Raw genomic sequence first — 15,137 nt, 5'->3', positions numbered from 1 at the left:
AAAAAGACCAAAAAGAAGTTAAAATTCCCTTAAATCTTTCCATTTGTAAAGTAAATGACATTTCTACTCCTAAAAATACAATTATATTTGTTGATGAAAATAAGCTACAATTTCCATTAACAATAAGAAAATGGAATGAAGGCGATTCTTTTTATCCATCGGGAATGAATGGCAAAAAGAAGTTGAGTAAATACTTTAAAGATGAAAAAATGTCATTGATAGAGAAAGAAAATACTTGGCTTTTATGTTCTAAAAATCAGATTGTTTGGGTAGTTGGAAAACGCGCCGACCAACGATTCGTAGCAAACAAAACAACTACAAATATTATACAATTAGAATTATTATAATGAAAAAAATAATTGCTTTACTCCTGTTTTTTACTTTTTTAAGTACACAAGCTCAAATTATAGAACCAGTAAAATGGCAATCACGAGTTGAAAAAATATCTGACACAGAATTTAACTTAATTCTTGAAGGAAAAATAGACGCTGGTTGGCATGTGTATTCGCAATTTACACCAGATGGCGGACCACTTCCTACAGAGTTGAAATTTGCAAAAGGTGATTACGAATTGGTCGGAAAAACTCAAGAAAGCAAAACAAAAATCGCTTTCAATGATATTTTTGAAGTAAATGAAACTTTTTTTGAGAAGAATGTGACTTTAACTCAGAAAATAAAAATCACAAATCCAGATTTAAAAAGCATCAAGCTTAACTTAGATTACCAAGTTTGTAAAGAGTCTTGTATTAATGCGAATAAATCATTTCAATTTGATATTCCGAAATCAGCAACACAAGCAACTAAGCCAGTAACTACTATTGAAAATGTAGGTTCTTCTATAATAGTAACAGAAACTATAAAAACTGATATTGCAAAAGAAAAAACTCCAATTGCTATTCCAAAAAATGAAGAAAAAAGCGAAAATAATGGCATCTGGTCTATCTTTTTGTTATCTATTTTAGGAGGATTATTTGCAACCATTACGCCTTGCGTGTTCCCAATGATTCCTATGACAGTTAGTTTTTTCTTGAAACAATCTTCAAGCAAATCTAAAGGCAAATTTAATGCATTTTTCTACGGATTTTGTATCGTTGCCATTTGTGTATTAATTACGATTCCGTTCCATTTGATAGAGGGAATAAATAGAGATATTTTTTCGGAAATATCCAATAACGTTTATTTAAATATTTTCTTTTTCTTAATATTTACAATATTTGCTATATCCTTTTTTGGCGCTTTCGAGATTACAATTCCTAATAAATTTGCAAATAAAGTTGATAATGCTTCCAACAAAGGGGGATTAATAGGTGTCTTTTTTATGGCATTAACCTTAATTATTGTTTCCTTTTCTTGTATTGGTCCGGCAATTGGTTTGGTGATGGGAACCTCATTAAACTCTGATGGAGGAGCGACAATTCTATCCATAGCAATGCTTGGATTTGGTTTAGGATTGGCTTTACCTTTTATGTTTTTTGCCTTAGCTCCTAGCCTGCTTAGTAATTTGCCAAAATCTGGTGGATGGTTAAACACAGTAAAAGTCGTTTTTGGATTTGTAGAACTCGCATTGGCAATGAAATTTATTTCTAATGCAGACATTGGTTTGGATTTGCATTTACTAGAAAGAGAGGTTTTTATTGCAATTTGGATTGCCATTTTCGGAGCACTTTCGTTGTATTTATTTGGAAAATTTACTTTGCCACATGATAGTCCGTTAAACCATATTTCTGTTGGCCGATTGGTGTTGGCAGTTGTAACATTATCTTTTACAATTTATATGATTCCTGGACTTTGGGGAGCGCCGCTAAAAATGATTTCGGCATTTCCGCCGCCAAGTACCTATAGCGAAAGTCCGCAAGGATTTGGAAATAATAGCGTTGCGAGTAATTCAGTGCAATTACCAAAAAATGCGGTTTATGGTGTTCATAATTTAATTTCTTTTGAAGATTATGAGCAAGGTATAGCTTATGCAAAAGAAGTAAACAAGCCAATTTTAATAGATTTTACAGGAAAACAATGCCAAAATTGTAGGGTTATGGAAAACAATGTTTGGTCTGACGAAACGGTTTTAAAAATTCTTAAAAGTGAAATTGTATTAATTTCACTTTATGGCGATGACAGAAAAGAATTACCCATAAATGAACAATATATTTCTAAAGAAACTGGAAATAAAATAACAACTGTTGGTCAGAAATGGAGCGAGTTTCAACGATTGAATTATGGTACAAACGCAAGACCATATTATGTTTTGATCGATTTAGATGAAAAAAAATTAAACGAACCCGTACCTTACACACCAAACATTCAGGAATACAAAACTTGGTTGGAAGACGGGATTTCTAAATTTAAAAAATAGGTTGTTATTTCAGAATAACCTATAAGTTAGTAGCTATACCAAACGCCAATCTTAAAATCACAAATAAACCAAAATATAGAACCTTTTTATTTTTGCTATTTCCTTTTCAAGTGTTTGGTTTGCAGATCTTTTATATTCCCTAATTCATAAATGTCTTCGTAACAATAAAATATATTATGCTGTACTCATTTTCGCAGTTTTATCATTAATATTTTCAATTTTAATGATAGAATTTATTTAGCAAAAGCATGAAAAAACTAACGCGTTGTTGTCTTTTATACTGTCATCTACTTGCTTGTTATTGTATAAAATTGTAGATTTGATTGCATTGAAAAAATATAGCCGTCACGTATATTTTATTTACGAATAAGCAATTGGTAAGGCGACGAAGAATCTAAAGAGTAAACTTTCCTGGAAAATATCATGCAATTTTCAATATTAATAATTTCAATGCTACTGTGGATATTTTGCAATAACTTATTTGTCGGCATTCATTCATAAAGCACACCTACCAAAAAGCGGTTTAGCACAATAGCTACATTTACATTAAACCATCTGTTCGATTTTCCGCTGGAAACTCTTATCTTAGCAAGAAAATAAGCGTTCATGCAGCCGCTACTACTGAGCCAAGCCAGTAATGTTGGCAGCAAACTTAACAAAATAACCATGAAAAAAGTATTTAAAAAGTTGCTATTTGGACGCTCAGAAGAAAATATTCAACTTAATCACACTTCAATTGTAAACCAACGAAAGAACTTAGAAAAAGTTTGGAATAATGAAAAACACAATGACATAGGACTTGAAAAAATCTTGCGCTTATTTTTGGTAGCTATTCAATTTATCTTTCCAGGAATATATATCAGAGATAAATATGGTAGAAAAGGATTAACGTGGAAAAATTTAGCGATAGAAGCATATGTTTTATTTAAGACATTACTTCCACTACTTTTCCTTTTGACTGGACTTTATACAAAAAGTTTTGTGATTTTTATAACTTCCTACTTACTTGCTGAAACTATTCTTTATGTTGCAACATTAATTTTTGTGTCGGATATCTTTGCTAAACCACGTTCATATAGAAGATCGATACTGCTATTATATTTTAATTATTTAGAAATAGTCTTAGCTTTTGCGGTTATTTACGGAGGGCTTAATTTATTGAATTCAAAAGCTAAATCTATTACTGATTTTATATACTTTAGCTTTGTTACTTCCGCAACGATTGGATATGGTGATATATACCCAACTACAGACTTAGGTAAAATTATGGTGAGTTTTCAATCGATTGTTTTCCTAGTGTTTATAGTATTATTTTTAAATTTCTTTAGCTCAAAAGTTGAAGATAAAGAATACTTTGATAAAGGAGAAAATAGTAAAGAGTAACTTCTAAATTAATCATTGGCAGCTGCCGACAGCAGTTTTATGCCATTTCTTGGTTTGGGCTTAATTTAAAGGTTTACTTACTAATTAAAAAACCGTTTAAATTTAATAAATCATAAATTTTGTTAAATTTAAACGGTTTTTACTTTTTGCTTTGTTACATTTGTCTTGCATGAAAAAGAAATTTGTTATTATAAATTTTCTATTAGCGATTGTAGTATTGTTTTCAATACTATTTCAATCGGTGCATAGTTATGAGCATTTAGTAAAACAAGTTTCCGAAAAACATTGCCACGACAAACCAACTTCGGGCTCTCAAATAACACACCAACACCATAATTTTGAACACTGCTTTATTTGCGATTTTACTTTAGGAGGATTTGTTACGCCAAGTATTTCTCATTTTCAGTTCATAAAAAAACAAATTTCTACTGGATATTCTTTCTTATATTCTAGAGAAATAACAAACTTTTTTAAAGGAAGCCTTTTTGCGCTTCGTGCTCCTCCCGGTTTTATTGTTTAATATTTTTTCATTACTGAAAACTTTCAGTAATAATTACAATTTATTTTTTTAAACAATAAAATATCATTTTATATGAAATCATTTTTATTTGCCCTTTTATTAGGGTTTTCGAGTATGCTTCATGCTCAAATTGCACAAGACACGCTCCACAAAGACAAACCATTTGTAATGGATGAAGTAAAAATATCATCCAATGCTTTTAACAAAATTCAATCGCAAAACGTGATGAAAATTGAACATAAAAGCATCAAAGAATTACAACAAAAAGGAGCGGCAACCCTAATGGAAGGATTGGCTTCAATTCCTGGAGTTTCACAAGTATCGACAGGAACATCTATAGGAAAACCTGTTATTCGCGGGTTGAGCGGCAATCGTGTTTTGGTTTATACACAAGGTGTTCGACTAGAAAATCAGCAGTTTGGTGAAGAACACGGCTTGGGACTTAGCGATAGCGGAATAGAAAGTGTCGAAGTTATAAAAGGTCCTGCTTCTTTACTTTACGGTTCCGATGCTTTGGGTGGTGTTTTGTACTTTAACCCTGAAAAATTTGCGAAACCCAACTCATATTTTTCAGATTTTAGTCAAAAATTCTTTTCAAATACTCAAGGAAGCAACACTTCTTTTGGGTTGAAATCATCATCTGAGAATTGGAAATTTTTAATTCGTGGTGGCTATAATAACCATGGAGATTACAAAATACCGAATGATAGTCTAGTTACCAATACGCGTTTTGAAGAAGCTGATGTAAAATCAGCCATTGGTTATAGCAATCCTAAATTTGCTAGTGTTTTACGTTATAATTTGAATAATTTGAATTTAGGAATTCCAGAAGAAATGGGGTTACAAACCAGTAAAAGAAATCCTGATTATCCTAGACAAGGTGTTGTAAATCATATTTTGAGTTTGCATAATAATTTTTTCTTCAAAAACTCAAAACTTGATGCCGATTTCGGTTATATTTCTAACAACCGTAAGGAGTTTGAAGACAGTACGACTCCTGTTTTAGAGATGAATTTGAATACTTTAAATTATGATTTAAAATATTATTTGCCCAAGATTGGAAAATTAGAAACCATAATTGGTGTGCAAGGAATGAGTCAAACAAATAGAAATTCTGGTTCAGAATTACTAATTCCTGATGCCAATACAAATGATATTGGTGCTTTGGTCACAACTAATTACGAATGGAATTCAAACGTTATACAAGCGGGATTTCGTTTTGATACAAGAAAAATTAATACCAAAACTAATGGAGTTATAGGAGATGAAGGTTATTTTGAATCCATCAACAAGAAATTTAATAGCTTTAATGCTTCTTTAGGTTACAAAACAAAACTAACAGACAATTTGTCTTTTAGATTTAATGTTGCTTCTGGATTTAGATCTCCAAACTTGGCCGAACTAACTTCAAACGGTGTTCACGAAGGAAGTAATCGCTACGAAATTGGAAATTCTAACTTAAAAAACGAACAAAATATTCAAACTGATTTGAATCTCGAATATGGAAATTCTCATTTCGAATTTTTCGCAAATGGTTTTTATAATCACATAAACAACTATATATTTATTTCTCCAAACGGGAATATAATTGATGGAAACAATGTGCATGATTATTTGCAGGCAAATGCAAAATTATACGGAGGAGAATTTGGTATTCATTTTCATCCGCATCCGTTAGATTGGTTGCATATTACGAGTAGTTTCGAAACTGTAACTGGTCAGAAAGAAAATGCGGAATATTTACCTCTTATTCCTGCAAACAAATGGAACAATAATATTCGAACAGAATTTGATATCAATAATTGGATTAAAAAAGGATTTGCAACAGTAAATGTTGAAAGTATTTTCAAACAAAATAACAATAGTACTTTTGAAACAAAAAGCGATGATTATACCTTAGTAAATCTTGGTTTGGGTGGAAATGTAAACATTAATAAAGCAAATTTTGATGTATCTATTAATGCAAATAATATGCTTAACAAAAGCTATATTTCGCATCTTTCTAGACTAAAAACTGATGGCATTCCTAACATTGGAAGAAATATTGTTCTGGGGGTTAGTTTCTTGTTGTAAAAAAACTAATTCATAAAAAAACGAGGCAATTGCCTCGTTTTTTTTATTTCAATTTAAAATACTACCAAATAACAACACGTTCGTTTTCTGGTAATCTCATTTTACTTCCTTCTTTAATATTAAAAGTTTTATAAAATTCTGGTATATTACTCAAAGGTCCATTAATTCTGAATTTTGCAGGCGCATGCACATCTGTCATCATTTGTTGTGCTAATGATTCTTTTTTGATGTTTACCATCCACGCATAACCATAAGCTAAGAAATAACGTTGGTCAGGTGATAATTTTGCAATTTTCTGGTTGGTTTTGTATTGAGTTGTTTTCTTAAATGCTTCGTAACCCATAACAACGCCGCCTAAATCGGCAATATTTTCTCCTTGAGTAGCATCACCATTTACAAATTTAGTTGGCAAAGCTTCGTATTTGTTAAACTGAGCAACAATTAATTTTGTTTTGGCTTGAAATTTTTTCATATCTTCGGCTGTCCACCAGTTGTTTAGATTTCCGTTTTCGTCATACTGACTTCCTTGATCGTCGAAACCATGTGTAATTTCGTGTCCAAAAGTTGAACCACCAATAATTCCGTACAAAACAGCATCATCGGGCATACGTCCTTCAAAACCTGGAACCAAAATATTACAAGCTGGCACACAAATTTCGTTATTACTTGGATTATAATAAGCATTATAAGTTTGTGGAAACATTCCCCATTCGGTTCTGTCTACTGGTTTTCCGTATTTTGAAACCATATAATTGTGTGACCATTTATTTACAGCCATAACATTTGCACAATAAGAATTTTTATCAATGATTACAGAACTCATGTCTTTCCATTTGTCTGGAAAACCTACTTTCATAACTATTTTAGCCAACTTGCTTAATGCTTTTTTCTTAGTTGGTTCGCTCATCCAATCTAATTTTTTAATATGCTCTGCATATACATCACGAATATTATTTCCTATTTCTAGCAATTTTTCTTTAGTTCCTTTTGGTAAATATTCATCAACATAAACTTGGCCTATTAATTCTCCCAAAGAACCATCTGTTTGTTCTACAACTCTTTTCCAACGAGGTTTTTGAGTGGCAACTCCACTTAAAACAGTCGAATAAAATTTGAAATTTTGTTTTTCGATATCACTTCCTAAATAAGTTGCAAAACTGTTTTGTAAATCCCATTTCAGATATGTTTTCCAATCGGCAATAGAATAATTTTTTATCATCACATTCAATGCTTTGTAAAATTCCGGTTGCCCAACAATTATTGAATCTGCTTTATTAATTCCCATTAATGGCAATGTTTTATCCCAAGCCATGTTCGTTGTAATTTTATTCAAATCGGCAACAGACATTTTATTATAATTTTTAATAGGATCACGAAGCGCTTCCAATTTTCTAGAAGCTTTTGCTAAATCGGTTTCTAATTTCATAATAACCGAAGCATTTTGAGATGAAACTGCCTCGCTATTTCCTAAAAATTTAGACATCACTTGAAGATGTTTCACATATTCATTACGAATAGTTACCGTTTCTTTATCGGTATTAAAATAGTAATCTCTGTTACCAAGACCCAAACCACCTTGAGAGAAAAACACAGCATATTTTGTGCTTATTTTATCATCTTGACCAACATAAGTAGAAAATGCTGGGCTTGCGCCGATGGTGTGCAAATGTGCCATAGTTGATAATAAAGACGGAATGTCGGTAATTGCATCAATCTTAGCTAATTCGCCTTTTAGTGGCGTTAAACCCGCTTTATCAATAGCAATGGTATCCATACCTGAAGAATAAAAATCACCTATTTTTTGCTTGTTACTTCCTTTATCAGCATCGGCAGCAGCCGATTTTTCACAAATTTGTTTTACCTGATTGTTTATCGTATCTTGAATTGTTCTAAAAATTCCGTTGCTACGTTCCGAGTCTGGAATAGGATTTTGTTTAAACCAACCTCCGTTTGCATACATAAAAAAATCGTCTGAAGGATTTACTAAAGTATCACGATTTGTCGTCAATACATCAGGTGCATTTGGATCGAAGTCTTTCTCTTTTTTGCAACTCGTTGTTAGCAAAATTACTCCCGAAAAAAGTAAAGCAATTGTATTAAATTTCATAGTTAAATTATTTGATAATCCTTCAAAGATATAAGTTTATGATAAAGTATTAAAAACTTACTATTTATTTTACAATAAATTTAAGAATCCTATGTTTAATAAGTATTAAATTGCACCATCAAACATAAATAACGCTATGAACAGCATCAAAATACTTTGGGTAGACGACGAAATCGATTTACTAAAACCACATATTTTATTCCTAGAAAAGAAAAATTATACAGTAACCACTTGTAACAATGGTCGTGATGCTGTGGATATGTTTCAGGAAGACAATTTCGATATTGTTTTTCTCGATGAAAATATGCCTGGAATGTCAGGTTTAGAGACATTGGCAGAAATGAAAGAAAAAAAATCTTCTACACCTGTAATTATGATTACAAAAAGTGAAGAAGAATATATCATGGAAGAAGCGATTGGTTCTAAAATTGCCGATTATTTAATAAAACCTGTCAATCCGAATCAGATTTTATTGAGTTTGAAGAAAAATTTAGACCATTCACGTTTAATTTCTGAAAAAACAACTTTAGATTACCAGAAAGAATTTCGCAAAATTTCGATGGAAATGTCGATGGTAAATTCCTATGAAGAATGGGTAGAGTTTTACAAAAAACTAATCTTTTGGGAACTCGAATTAGAAAATATTGATGACCAGAATATGTTTCAAATTCTGGAATCTCAAAAAGCTGAAGCAAATAATTTGTTTGGAAAATTTATAGAAAAAAACTACGAAGATTGGTTCGAGCCAAAAGCTGACAAACCTGTACAATCTCATGATTTGTTCAAAAAATTAGTTATTCCGGAACTTAAAAAAGCAGAAAATGTCCTTTTTGTAGTGATTGATAATTTGCGTTATGACCAATGGAAATCTTTTGAAAGTGTCGTAAACAATCATTACAAACTAGAAAGTGAGGTTCCTTATTTTGCAATACTTCCTACAGCTACGCAATATGCTAGAAATGCTATTTTTTCGGGTTTATTGCCATCGGAAATGGAAAAACAATTTCCACAATACTGGAAAAATGATGTTGAAGATGGTGGAAAGAATTTATATGAAGCCGAATTTCTTACCGCACAACTAAAACGAAATCGTTTAAATATTGAACAAGAATATTTTAAAATTACAAATCTAAATAACGGGAAAAAACTAGCTGAGAATTTTAAATCCTTAAAAGACAAAAAATTAGTAACTGTTGTTTACAACTTTATAGATATGTTATCGCATGCCAAAACCGATATGGATGTCGTAAAAGAATTGGCTTCAGATGACAAAGCGTATCGTTCATTGACCTTAAGCTGGTTTAAAAATTCGCCTTTATTAGAAATTATTCAGCAAGCACAAAAATTAGGTTTCAAACTAATTATCACAACCGATCACGGAACTATAAATTGTAAAAATCCGTCGAAAGTTATTGGTGATAAAAACACGAGTCTCAATTTGCGTTACAAAACTGGACGTAGTTTAACTTACGAAACCAAAGATGTTTATGCTGTAAAAGATCCTAAAAAAATTGGTTTGCCATCTATAAATATGACAAGTGTTTATATTTTTGCGAAAAATGATTTCTTTTTGGCTTATGTAAATAATTACAATCATTATGTAAGTTATTACCGAAATACTTACCAACACGGAGGAATTTCGCTCGAAGAAGTTATTGTACCCTTTTTAGTATTTAGCCCGAAGAAATAAAATTTTAATTTTACCGCAGATTCGCAGATTTTTAAGTAATCTCCGAATCTGTGGTAAAAAAAATTAATATCTAAAGCAATAAATTATATTGTTAAAATGAAAATCGAATTTAATCTTGACGAAATTGAAGCTGTTGCAAAGCAAATTTTAAATGCTAATCCAGAGAAAGTAATCCTTTTTAATGGAGAAATGGGGGCTGGAAAAACAACTTTTATCAAAGTATTATGCAAACAATTAGGCGTTCAAAACCCAACAAGTAGTCCAACTTTTTCTTTAGTTAATGAATATCAAATAGCTAATAATCAATTAGTTTATCATTTTGATGTGTACCGATTGAAAAATCAAAACGAAGCACTCGATATGGGAATAGATGAATATTTGTATTCAGGAAATTGGTGTTTTATTGAATGGTCAGAAAAAATTCCAGATTTAATTCCAGAAAAACATTCGGTGGTTACAATTTCTGTTTTAAATAATGATAAAAGATTGATTGAACTTAAATAAATGTAATAAATTTTCGTAATTTGTGCCAAATAAGTTTAAAATCATGGCCATTACACCTTTTAGCAAACAAGATTTACTTCCGCAGGAAGAAAAATTAGAAATAGCTAAGCACAAGAGCGAGCTTTTTATTGGTATTCCTAAAGAAACTTCTTATCAGGAACGTCGAATTTGCCTTACTCCAGATGCTGTAAATGCAATGACTTGCCATGGTCACAGGGTTTTGATAGAAGCCGGTGCTGGAGAAAATTCGAGTTATACCGACAAAAATTATAGTGATGCAGGTGCAGAAATAACCAACGATAATAAAAAAGTTTTGAGTTGTCCGATAATTCTAAAAGTGGAACCAGCAACTCTAGTCGAAATTGAAATGATGAATCCTAAAACGATTATTATTTCAGCTATTCAGCTAAAAACAAGAAGGAAAGAGTATTTTGAAGCCTTGCAAAAGAAAAAAATAACCGCTTTAGCTTTCGAATATATTAAAGATGAAGATGGTTCTTTTCCAGCGGTAAAATCATTGAGCGAAATTGCAGGAACAGCATCTGTACTTGTTGCTGCCGAATTACTAACTGCAAGTAAATTTGGAAACGGATTGCTTTTTGGAAACATAACAGGCGTCCCTCCTACCGAAGTTGTTATTCTTGGAGCTGGAACTGTCGCAGAATTTGCAGCTAGAACCGCCATAGGATTGGGTGCAAGTGTTAAGGTTTTTGATAATTCAATCACAAAATTGCGCCGTTTACAAAATAATTTGAATCAAAGAATATTTACTTCAACTATTCAAAATAAAACATTATTAAAATCATTGCAACGTTGCGATGTTGCTATTGGCGCGATGCGAGGAAAATATCGCACACCAATTGTAGTGACTGAAACTATGGTAGAACATATGAAAAAGGGGGCTGTTATTGTCGATGTAAGTATTGATACTGGTGGTTGTTTCGAAACTTCAGAAATTACAACTCACGAGAATCCTACTTTTATAAAAAATGGTGTTATTCATTATTGTGTACCCAATATTCCATCTAGATATTCTAAAACCGCATCATTATCGATAAGTAATATTATCACGCCATATTTGCTTCAAATTGCCGATGATGGCGGGATAGAAAGCGCAATTCGTTGTGATAGTGGACTAAAAAATGGTGTTTATTTTTATCATGGGATTCTAACCAACAAAACTATTGGAGAATGGTTCGATTTGACGTATCGTGATATAAATTTAATTGTATTTTAGATTCAAAATTTGGTTAATTCTAGCTACTTTTGCTGAAAATTAAATAAAATGAAATTTTCTTACAGATTAAGTTATTATCTTTTTGGATTCCTAGTTGGTTGTGTCTTTTTATTTTTTGTATTAAACAGAAAAAACACCCGTTGTACCTATTTTCCTAACGATAGGGTTTTAAATAATTTAAGATCAAAGCCTTTTTATTATTCTGATATTGCTTCAAAAGAATTAGCAGAAGATTGGTTAGATACTATCGATGTTAAGAATACTTTACAATATGGCGATGTCGATTTTGATAGAAGTAATCTTAAAATATCGAAAGGTAAGTTATATACAATTATTGGTAAAACCACTAAAAACCAACCTATTGAAATAATTATAGAAAATTATGAAGATAAAGTTGTTTTGAGGGATATAAAAAAACAGTAATTTATTTCAAAAAAAAGTTGTTTATATAAAATCTAGCGTTATATTTGCAATCCCAATAAGGGCGATTAGCTCAGCTGGTTCAGAGCACCTCGTTTACACCGAGGGGGTCGGGGGTTCGAACCCCTCATCGCCCACAAAAAAACTCATCAATTAATTGATGAGTTTTTTATTTATTAAATCTAGTTTTATAATCTTAAACTGTCTTTAAAATTTGTGCAATTCTTATTTCACAACTGAAAATTTTTCGATAGTAACCTTATCCGATTTGTCATCATAAGTTTCGATAATCAAGTTACCATTTGTATCAAAATAACCAACAGCAATTTTGTTTTTTAATCGATAGATATAACTATTAGTTGATGTTTTTCTCAACAAAGCAGGTTTAGAATCTCCATAAGTCATAATATAACCCGATGCATCTAGTGCAAGTTTATACTTATTCCCACTTGATTCATAATAAGAACTTCTATCAATATCTGTGGTTCTAGTACTTCCGTCAGGATTTGTGACTCTTGTTGTTGTAGTGACTATAACAGGTGAATCTACTGTTGGAATATTTATTGTATTAGGCTTTTCTTGCCCCAACTCAATTTTTTGAACTTCTTTTGTAACCTCATTTTTGACTGTTTTATGCACACCATCTGAATCTTTTTTCGTCAAGGTAGTCGTTTTTGTCTCTGTTTGCGTATTTTGCGCTTGAATATTCATTGAAAATAAAAGTGCTATTACTGATAAAAATACTGTTTTCATAATGTTTTTTTTTATATTATTATATTACAAATTTATTAGTATAGCTATCAATTTATATTTCATAATTATAGATTTAAGTTTCATAATTCACAGGTAAATAGCATCTTCCCTATTTTTATGGTAATTTTATATAATGATTTTAAAACCAAAACATTTATTTATTTTAATGCTAATTTGCAGTTATCAATTTTCGTTTGCTCAAGAAAATGAGAAGAAAAAAGATTCGTCAAAAGGATATCGTGATATTGAAAAATATTCTAAAAAAAGAAAGTTTACAAAATTTGTTTACAAACTAATATTCGAACCAGTTGCCAAACAAAAAGTTATAAAAAGTAGTTTTCAAAAAATAAAAAAACCTAATTACAGACAATATGAGGGCAAAATAATTCGAGATATAAAAATCACAACATTAGATCCTTTTGGATATTCTGATACCGATTCTACTCGAGTTCCAAATGGTTTTATGGCCAAAGCAGGCAATTCATTACATCTAAAAACTAAAAATATAGCTATTAGAAATTTACTTTTAATCAAAAAAAATAAACCTTTAGATTCGTTATTGGTTAGAGAATCTGAAAGATTAGTTCGTAGTCAACGATATATAAGAAGCGTTACTTCTCATATTAAATTGGTTTCACAAGATTCTATCGATGTTTTTATTAGAGTTTTAGATTCTTGGAGTTCAGCTCCTGATTTTTCTATATCATCTACAAAATCTAAATTTTATCTAACAGAAAAAAACTTTCTTGGTATAGGTCACGAATTTTCAAATTCTTACACAAATAGTCTTACTAGTAATCGAAATGGATATAGTAGTAATTATTTTATTCCAACAATCTTAAACACTTTTATAACTGCAAGATTAAATTACACTATCGATTTAGATGCAAATTATGCTAAATTAATAAGTTTAGATCGTCCGTTTTATTCTCCTTATGCACGTTGGGGAGCAGGAATATCTATTGGGCAAAATTTAAACAAAATATTATCCTTAAATAAGGATCAAATACCCGAAATACAAAATGCAAAATATAATTTTCATGATTATTGGGTTGGACAAGCTTTTCAGATTTTCAAAGGAAATTCCGAATATAATCGAGCCACGAATTTTATAACAAGCGCAAGGTACTTTAATAAAAAATATACAGAAAAATCTTTCATTAATAAAGATAGTTTAAATATATATGCAGACGAAAAATTGTATTTAATAGGTTTGGGAATTTCGTCTAGAAAATTTACGCAAGACAAATACATTTTCAATTTTAATACTATTGAAGATATTGCCTCAGGATTTGTTTATAATTTTACCACTGGTTATCAGAAAAAATATAATAATTACCAGTTTTATGCTGGAGCTAGAATTGCAATTGGTAGCTATTTTGAATTTGGCTATTTGAGCGGTAATTTAGAATATGGCACTTTTATAAATGATGGAAAAAACAATCAAAGTACCAGTAGTTTGAAACTAGTTTATTTTACAAATTTACAAGAAATTGGAAATTGGAAATTTCGTGGATTCATAAAACCTCAAGTTATAATAGGTAATAATCGATTGGATTCTAATGCTGATAGACTTACGCTAAATGGTTCTACAGGAATTAATGGTTTTAATAGTGAAGCTTTGTTTGGAACTAAAAAGCTATTAGCAACTATTCAAATACAAGGTTATTCGCCTTGGCGCATCATAGGATTTAGATTAAATCCGTATTTAAGTTATTCTGCCGGAATGCTAGGAAATAAAGGTAGTGGTTTTCAAAGAAGTAAACTGTATTCTCAAATTGGATTGGGAATTATTATAAGTAATGATTATTTGGTTTTCAATTCGTTTCAGTTTTCATTTTCGTTCTTTCCTAATATTCCAGATGGCAATTCGGTGTTTAAAACTAATTCGATTTCGACTTCAGATTTTGGATTACAGAATTTTGAGAGTTCTAAACCTGTTTTGGTTGATTATCAATAATATATTTAATAACATATTATCTTTAAAAATACTGGATATTTATTTATAATATTGTGATTTCGCCGAAAGAGAAATCACATAATATGCATGGGTTAAATGAGATTTCTCTTTCGGTGAAATGACAAACTGTGCTCTAT

At 30.8% G+C, this 15,137-nt stretch carries 12 protein-coding genes and 1 tRNA gene; 11 read left to right on the top strand and 2 right to left on the bottom strand.

Features of this window, described 5'->3' with window-relative positions:
• The 5 genes from tilS to ACH2BG_RS09535 all read left to right on the top strand — a co-directional run.
• Nucleotides 1-347 (top strand): tRNA lysidine(34) synthetase TilS (gene tilS / locus ACH2BG_RS09555; RefSeq protein WP_395047464.1); only part of this gene is annotated, 347 nt, incomplete at its 5' end.
• Nucleotides 347-2,353, top strand: a complete 2,007-nt coding sequence (locus tag ACH2BG_RS09550; protein WP_395047463.1) for a thioredoxin family protein — start codon at nucleotides 347-349, stop codon at nucleotides 2,351-2,353. The genes tilS and ACH2BG_RS09550, both read left to right, overlap by 1 nt.
• A gap of 606 nt (nucleotides 2,354-2,959) precedes the next feature.
• A complete protein-coding gene (locus ACH2BG_RS09545) occupies nucleotides 2,960-3,736 on the top strand; it encodes a potassium channel family protein (RefSeq protein ID WP_395047462.1) in 777 nt (258 codons plus the stop codon).
• A gap of 169 nt (nucleotides 3,737-3,905) precedes the next feature.
• Nucleotides 3,906-4,256 carry a hypothetical protein gene (locus ACH2BG_RS09540; protein ID WP_395047461.1) on the top strand — a complete coding sequence of 117 codons (351 nt, stop codon included), beginning with the start codon at nucleotides 3,906-3,908 and terminating at the stop codon, nucleotides 4,254-4,256.
• Nucleotides 4,257-4,370: 114 nt separating this feature from the next.
• On the top strand, nucleotides 4,371-6,329 hold the full coding sequence (locus ACH2BG_RS09535; RefSeq protein WP_395047465.1) for a TonB-dependent receptor plug domain-containing protein: 1,959 nt from the start codon (nucleotides 4,371-4,373) through the stop codon (nucleotides 6,327-6,329).
• A 61-nt stretch (nucleotides 6,330-6,390) separates the two neighbouring features.
• Here ACH2BG_RS09535 and ACH2BG_RS09530 read toward each other — a convergent pair whose 3' ends face one another.
• The gene (locus ACH2BG_RS09530) at nucleotides 6,391-8,436 is read right to left on the bottom strand and encodes a M13 family metallopeptidase (RefSeq protein WP_395047460.1); all 2,046 of its coding nucleotides are present in this window, start codon (nucleotides 8,434-8,436) and stop codon (nucleotides 6,391-6,393) included.
• A gap of 136 nt (nucleotides 8,437-8,572) precedes the next feature.
• Here ACH2BG_RS09530 and ACH2BG_RS09525 point away from each other — a divergent pair, with 136 nt between their 5' ends.
• From ACH2BG_RS09525 to ACH2BG_RS09505, 5 genes are all read left to right on the top strand, one after another.
• The gene (locus ACH2BG_RS09525; protein ID WP_395047459.1) at nucleotides 8,573-10,126 is read left to right on the top strand and encodes a PglZ domain-containing protein; all 1,554 of its coding nucleotides are present in this window, start codon (nucleotides 8,573-8,575) and stop codon (nucleotides 10,124-10,126) included.
• Between the two features lie 96 nt (nucleotides 10,127-10,222).
• Nucleotides 10,223-10,630 (top strand): tRNA (adenosine(37)-N6)-threonylcarbamoyltransferase complex ATPase subunit type 1 TsaE, encoded by a 408-nt coding sequence (gene tsaE / locus ACH2BG_RS09520; protein ID WP_395047458.1) that lies wholly within the window; start codon nucleotides 10,223-10,225, stop codon nucleotides 10,628-10,630.
• 43 nt (nucleotides 10,631-10,673) lie between these two features.
• Nucleotides 10,674-11,867: an alanine dehydrogenase gene (locus tag ACH2BG_RS09515; protein WP_395047457.1), complete on the top strand. Its 1,194-nt coding sequence runs from the start codon at nucleotides 10,674-10,676 to the stop codon at nucleotides 11,865-11,867.
• A gap of 48 nt (nucleotides 11,868-11,915) precedes the next feature.
• Nucleotides 11,916-12,290: a DUF4258 domain-containing protein gene (locus tag ACH2BG_RS09510; RefSeq protein WP_395047456.1), complete on the top strand. Its 375-nt coding sequence runs from the start codon at nucleotides 11,916-11,918 to the stop codon at nucleotides 12,288-12,290.
• A 59-nt stretch (nucleotides 12,291-12,349) separates the two neighbouring features.
• Nucleotides 12,350-12,424, top strand: a tRNA-Val gene (locus tag ACH2BG_RS09505).
• 88 nt (nucleotides 12,425-12,512) lie between these two features.
• Here ACH2BG_RS09505 and ACH2BG_RS09500 read toward each other — a convergent pair.
• Nucleotides 12,513-13,040: a hypothetical protein gene (locus ACH2BG_RS09500; protein ID WP_395047455.1), complete on the bottom strand. Its 528-nt coding sequence runs from the start codon at nucleotides 13,038-13,040 to the stop codon at nucleotides 12,513-12,515.
• Between the two features lie 133 nt (nucleotides 13,041-13,173).
• Between ACH2BG_RS09500 and ACH2BG_RS09495 the strand changes: the two genes are divergently transcribed.
• On the top strand, nucleotides 13,174-15,000 hold the full coding sequence (locus ACH2BG_RS09495; protein WP_395047454.1) for a hypothetical protein: 1,827 nt from the start codon (nucleotides 13,174-13,176) through the stop codon (nucleotides 14,998-15,000).
• The last annotated feature ends 137 nt before the right edge of the window (nucleotides 15,001-15,137 follow it).

Source organism: Flavobacterium sp., assembly GCF_043779715.1.
GTDB lineage: Bacteria > Bacteroidota > Bacteroidia > Flavobacteriales > Flavobacteriaceae > Flavobacterium.
The sequence above is the reverse complement of the archived record's forward strand: the minus strand, read 5'-3'. Positions and strand labels throughout refer to the sequence as shown.

Excerpts from the sequence above, each read along its gene's own strand:
- ACH2BG_RS09550 (WP_395047463.1), top strand. The coding sequence starts at position 347 with ATGAAAAAAATAATTGCTTTACTCCTGTTTTTTACTTTTTTAAGTACA.
- ACH2BG_RS09530 (WP_395047460.1), bottom strand. The coding sequence starts at position 8,436 with ATGAAATTTAATACAATTGCTTTACTTTTTTCGGGAGTAATTTTGCTA.
- ACH2BG_RS09495 (WP_395047454.1), top strand. The coding sequence starts at position 13,174 with ATGATTTTAAAACCAAAACATTTATTTATTTTAATGCTAATTTGCAGT.
- ACH2BG_RS09510 (WP_395047456.1), top strand. The coding sequence starts at position 11,916 with ATGAAATTTTCTTACAGATTAAGTTATTATCTTTTTGGATTCCTAGTT.
- ACH2BG_RS09545 (WP_395047462.1), top strand. The coding sequence starts at position 2,960 with ATGCAGCCGCTACTACTGAGCCAAGCCAGTAATGTTGGCAGCAAACTT.
- ACH2BG_RS09525 (WP_395047459.1), top strand. The coding sequence starts at position 8,573 with ATGAACAGCATCAAAATACTTTGGGTAGACGACGAAATCGATTTACTA.
- ACH2BG_RS09515 (WP_395047457.1), top strand. The coding sequence starts at position 10,674 with ATGGCCATTACACCTTTTAGCAAACAAGATTTACTTCCGCAGGAAGAA.
- ACH2BG_RS09500 (WP_395047455.1), bottom strand. The coding sequence starts at position 13,040 with ATGAAAACAGTATTTTTATCAGTAATAGCACTTTTATTTTCAATGAAT.
- tsaE (WP_395047458.1), top strand. The coding sequence starts at position 10,223 with ATGAAAATCGAATTTAATCTTGACGAAATTGAAGCTGTTGCAAAGCAA.
- ACH2BG_RS09540 (WP_395047461.1), top strand. The coding sequence starts at position 3,906 with ATGAAAAAGAAATTTGTTATTATAAATTTTCTATTAGCGATTGTAGTA.
- ACH2BG_RS09535 (WP_395047465.1), top strand. The coding sequence starts at position 4,371 with ATGCTTCATGCTCAAATTGCACAAGACACGCTCCACAAAGACAAACCA.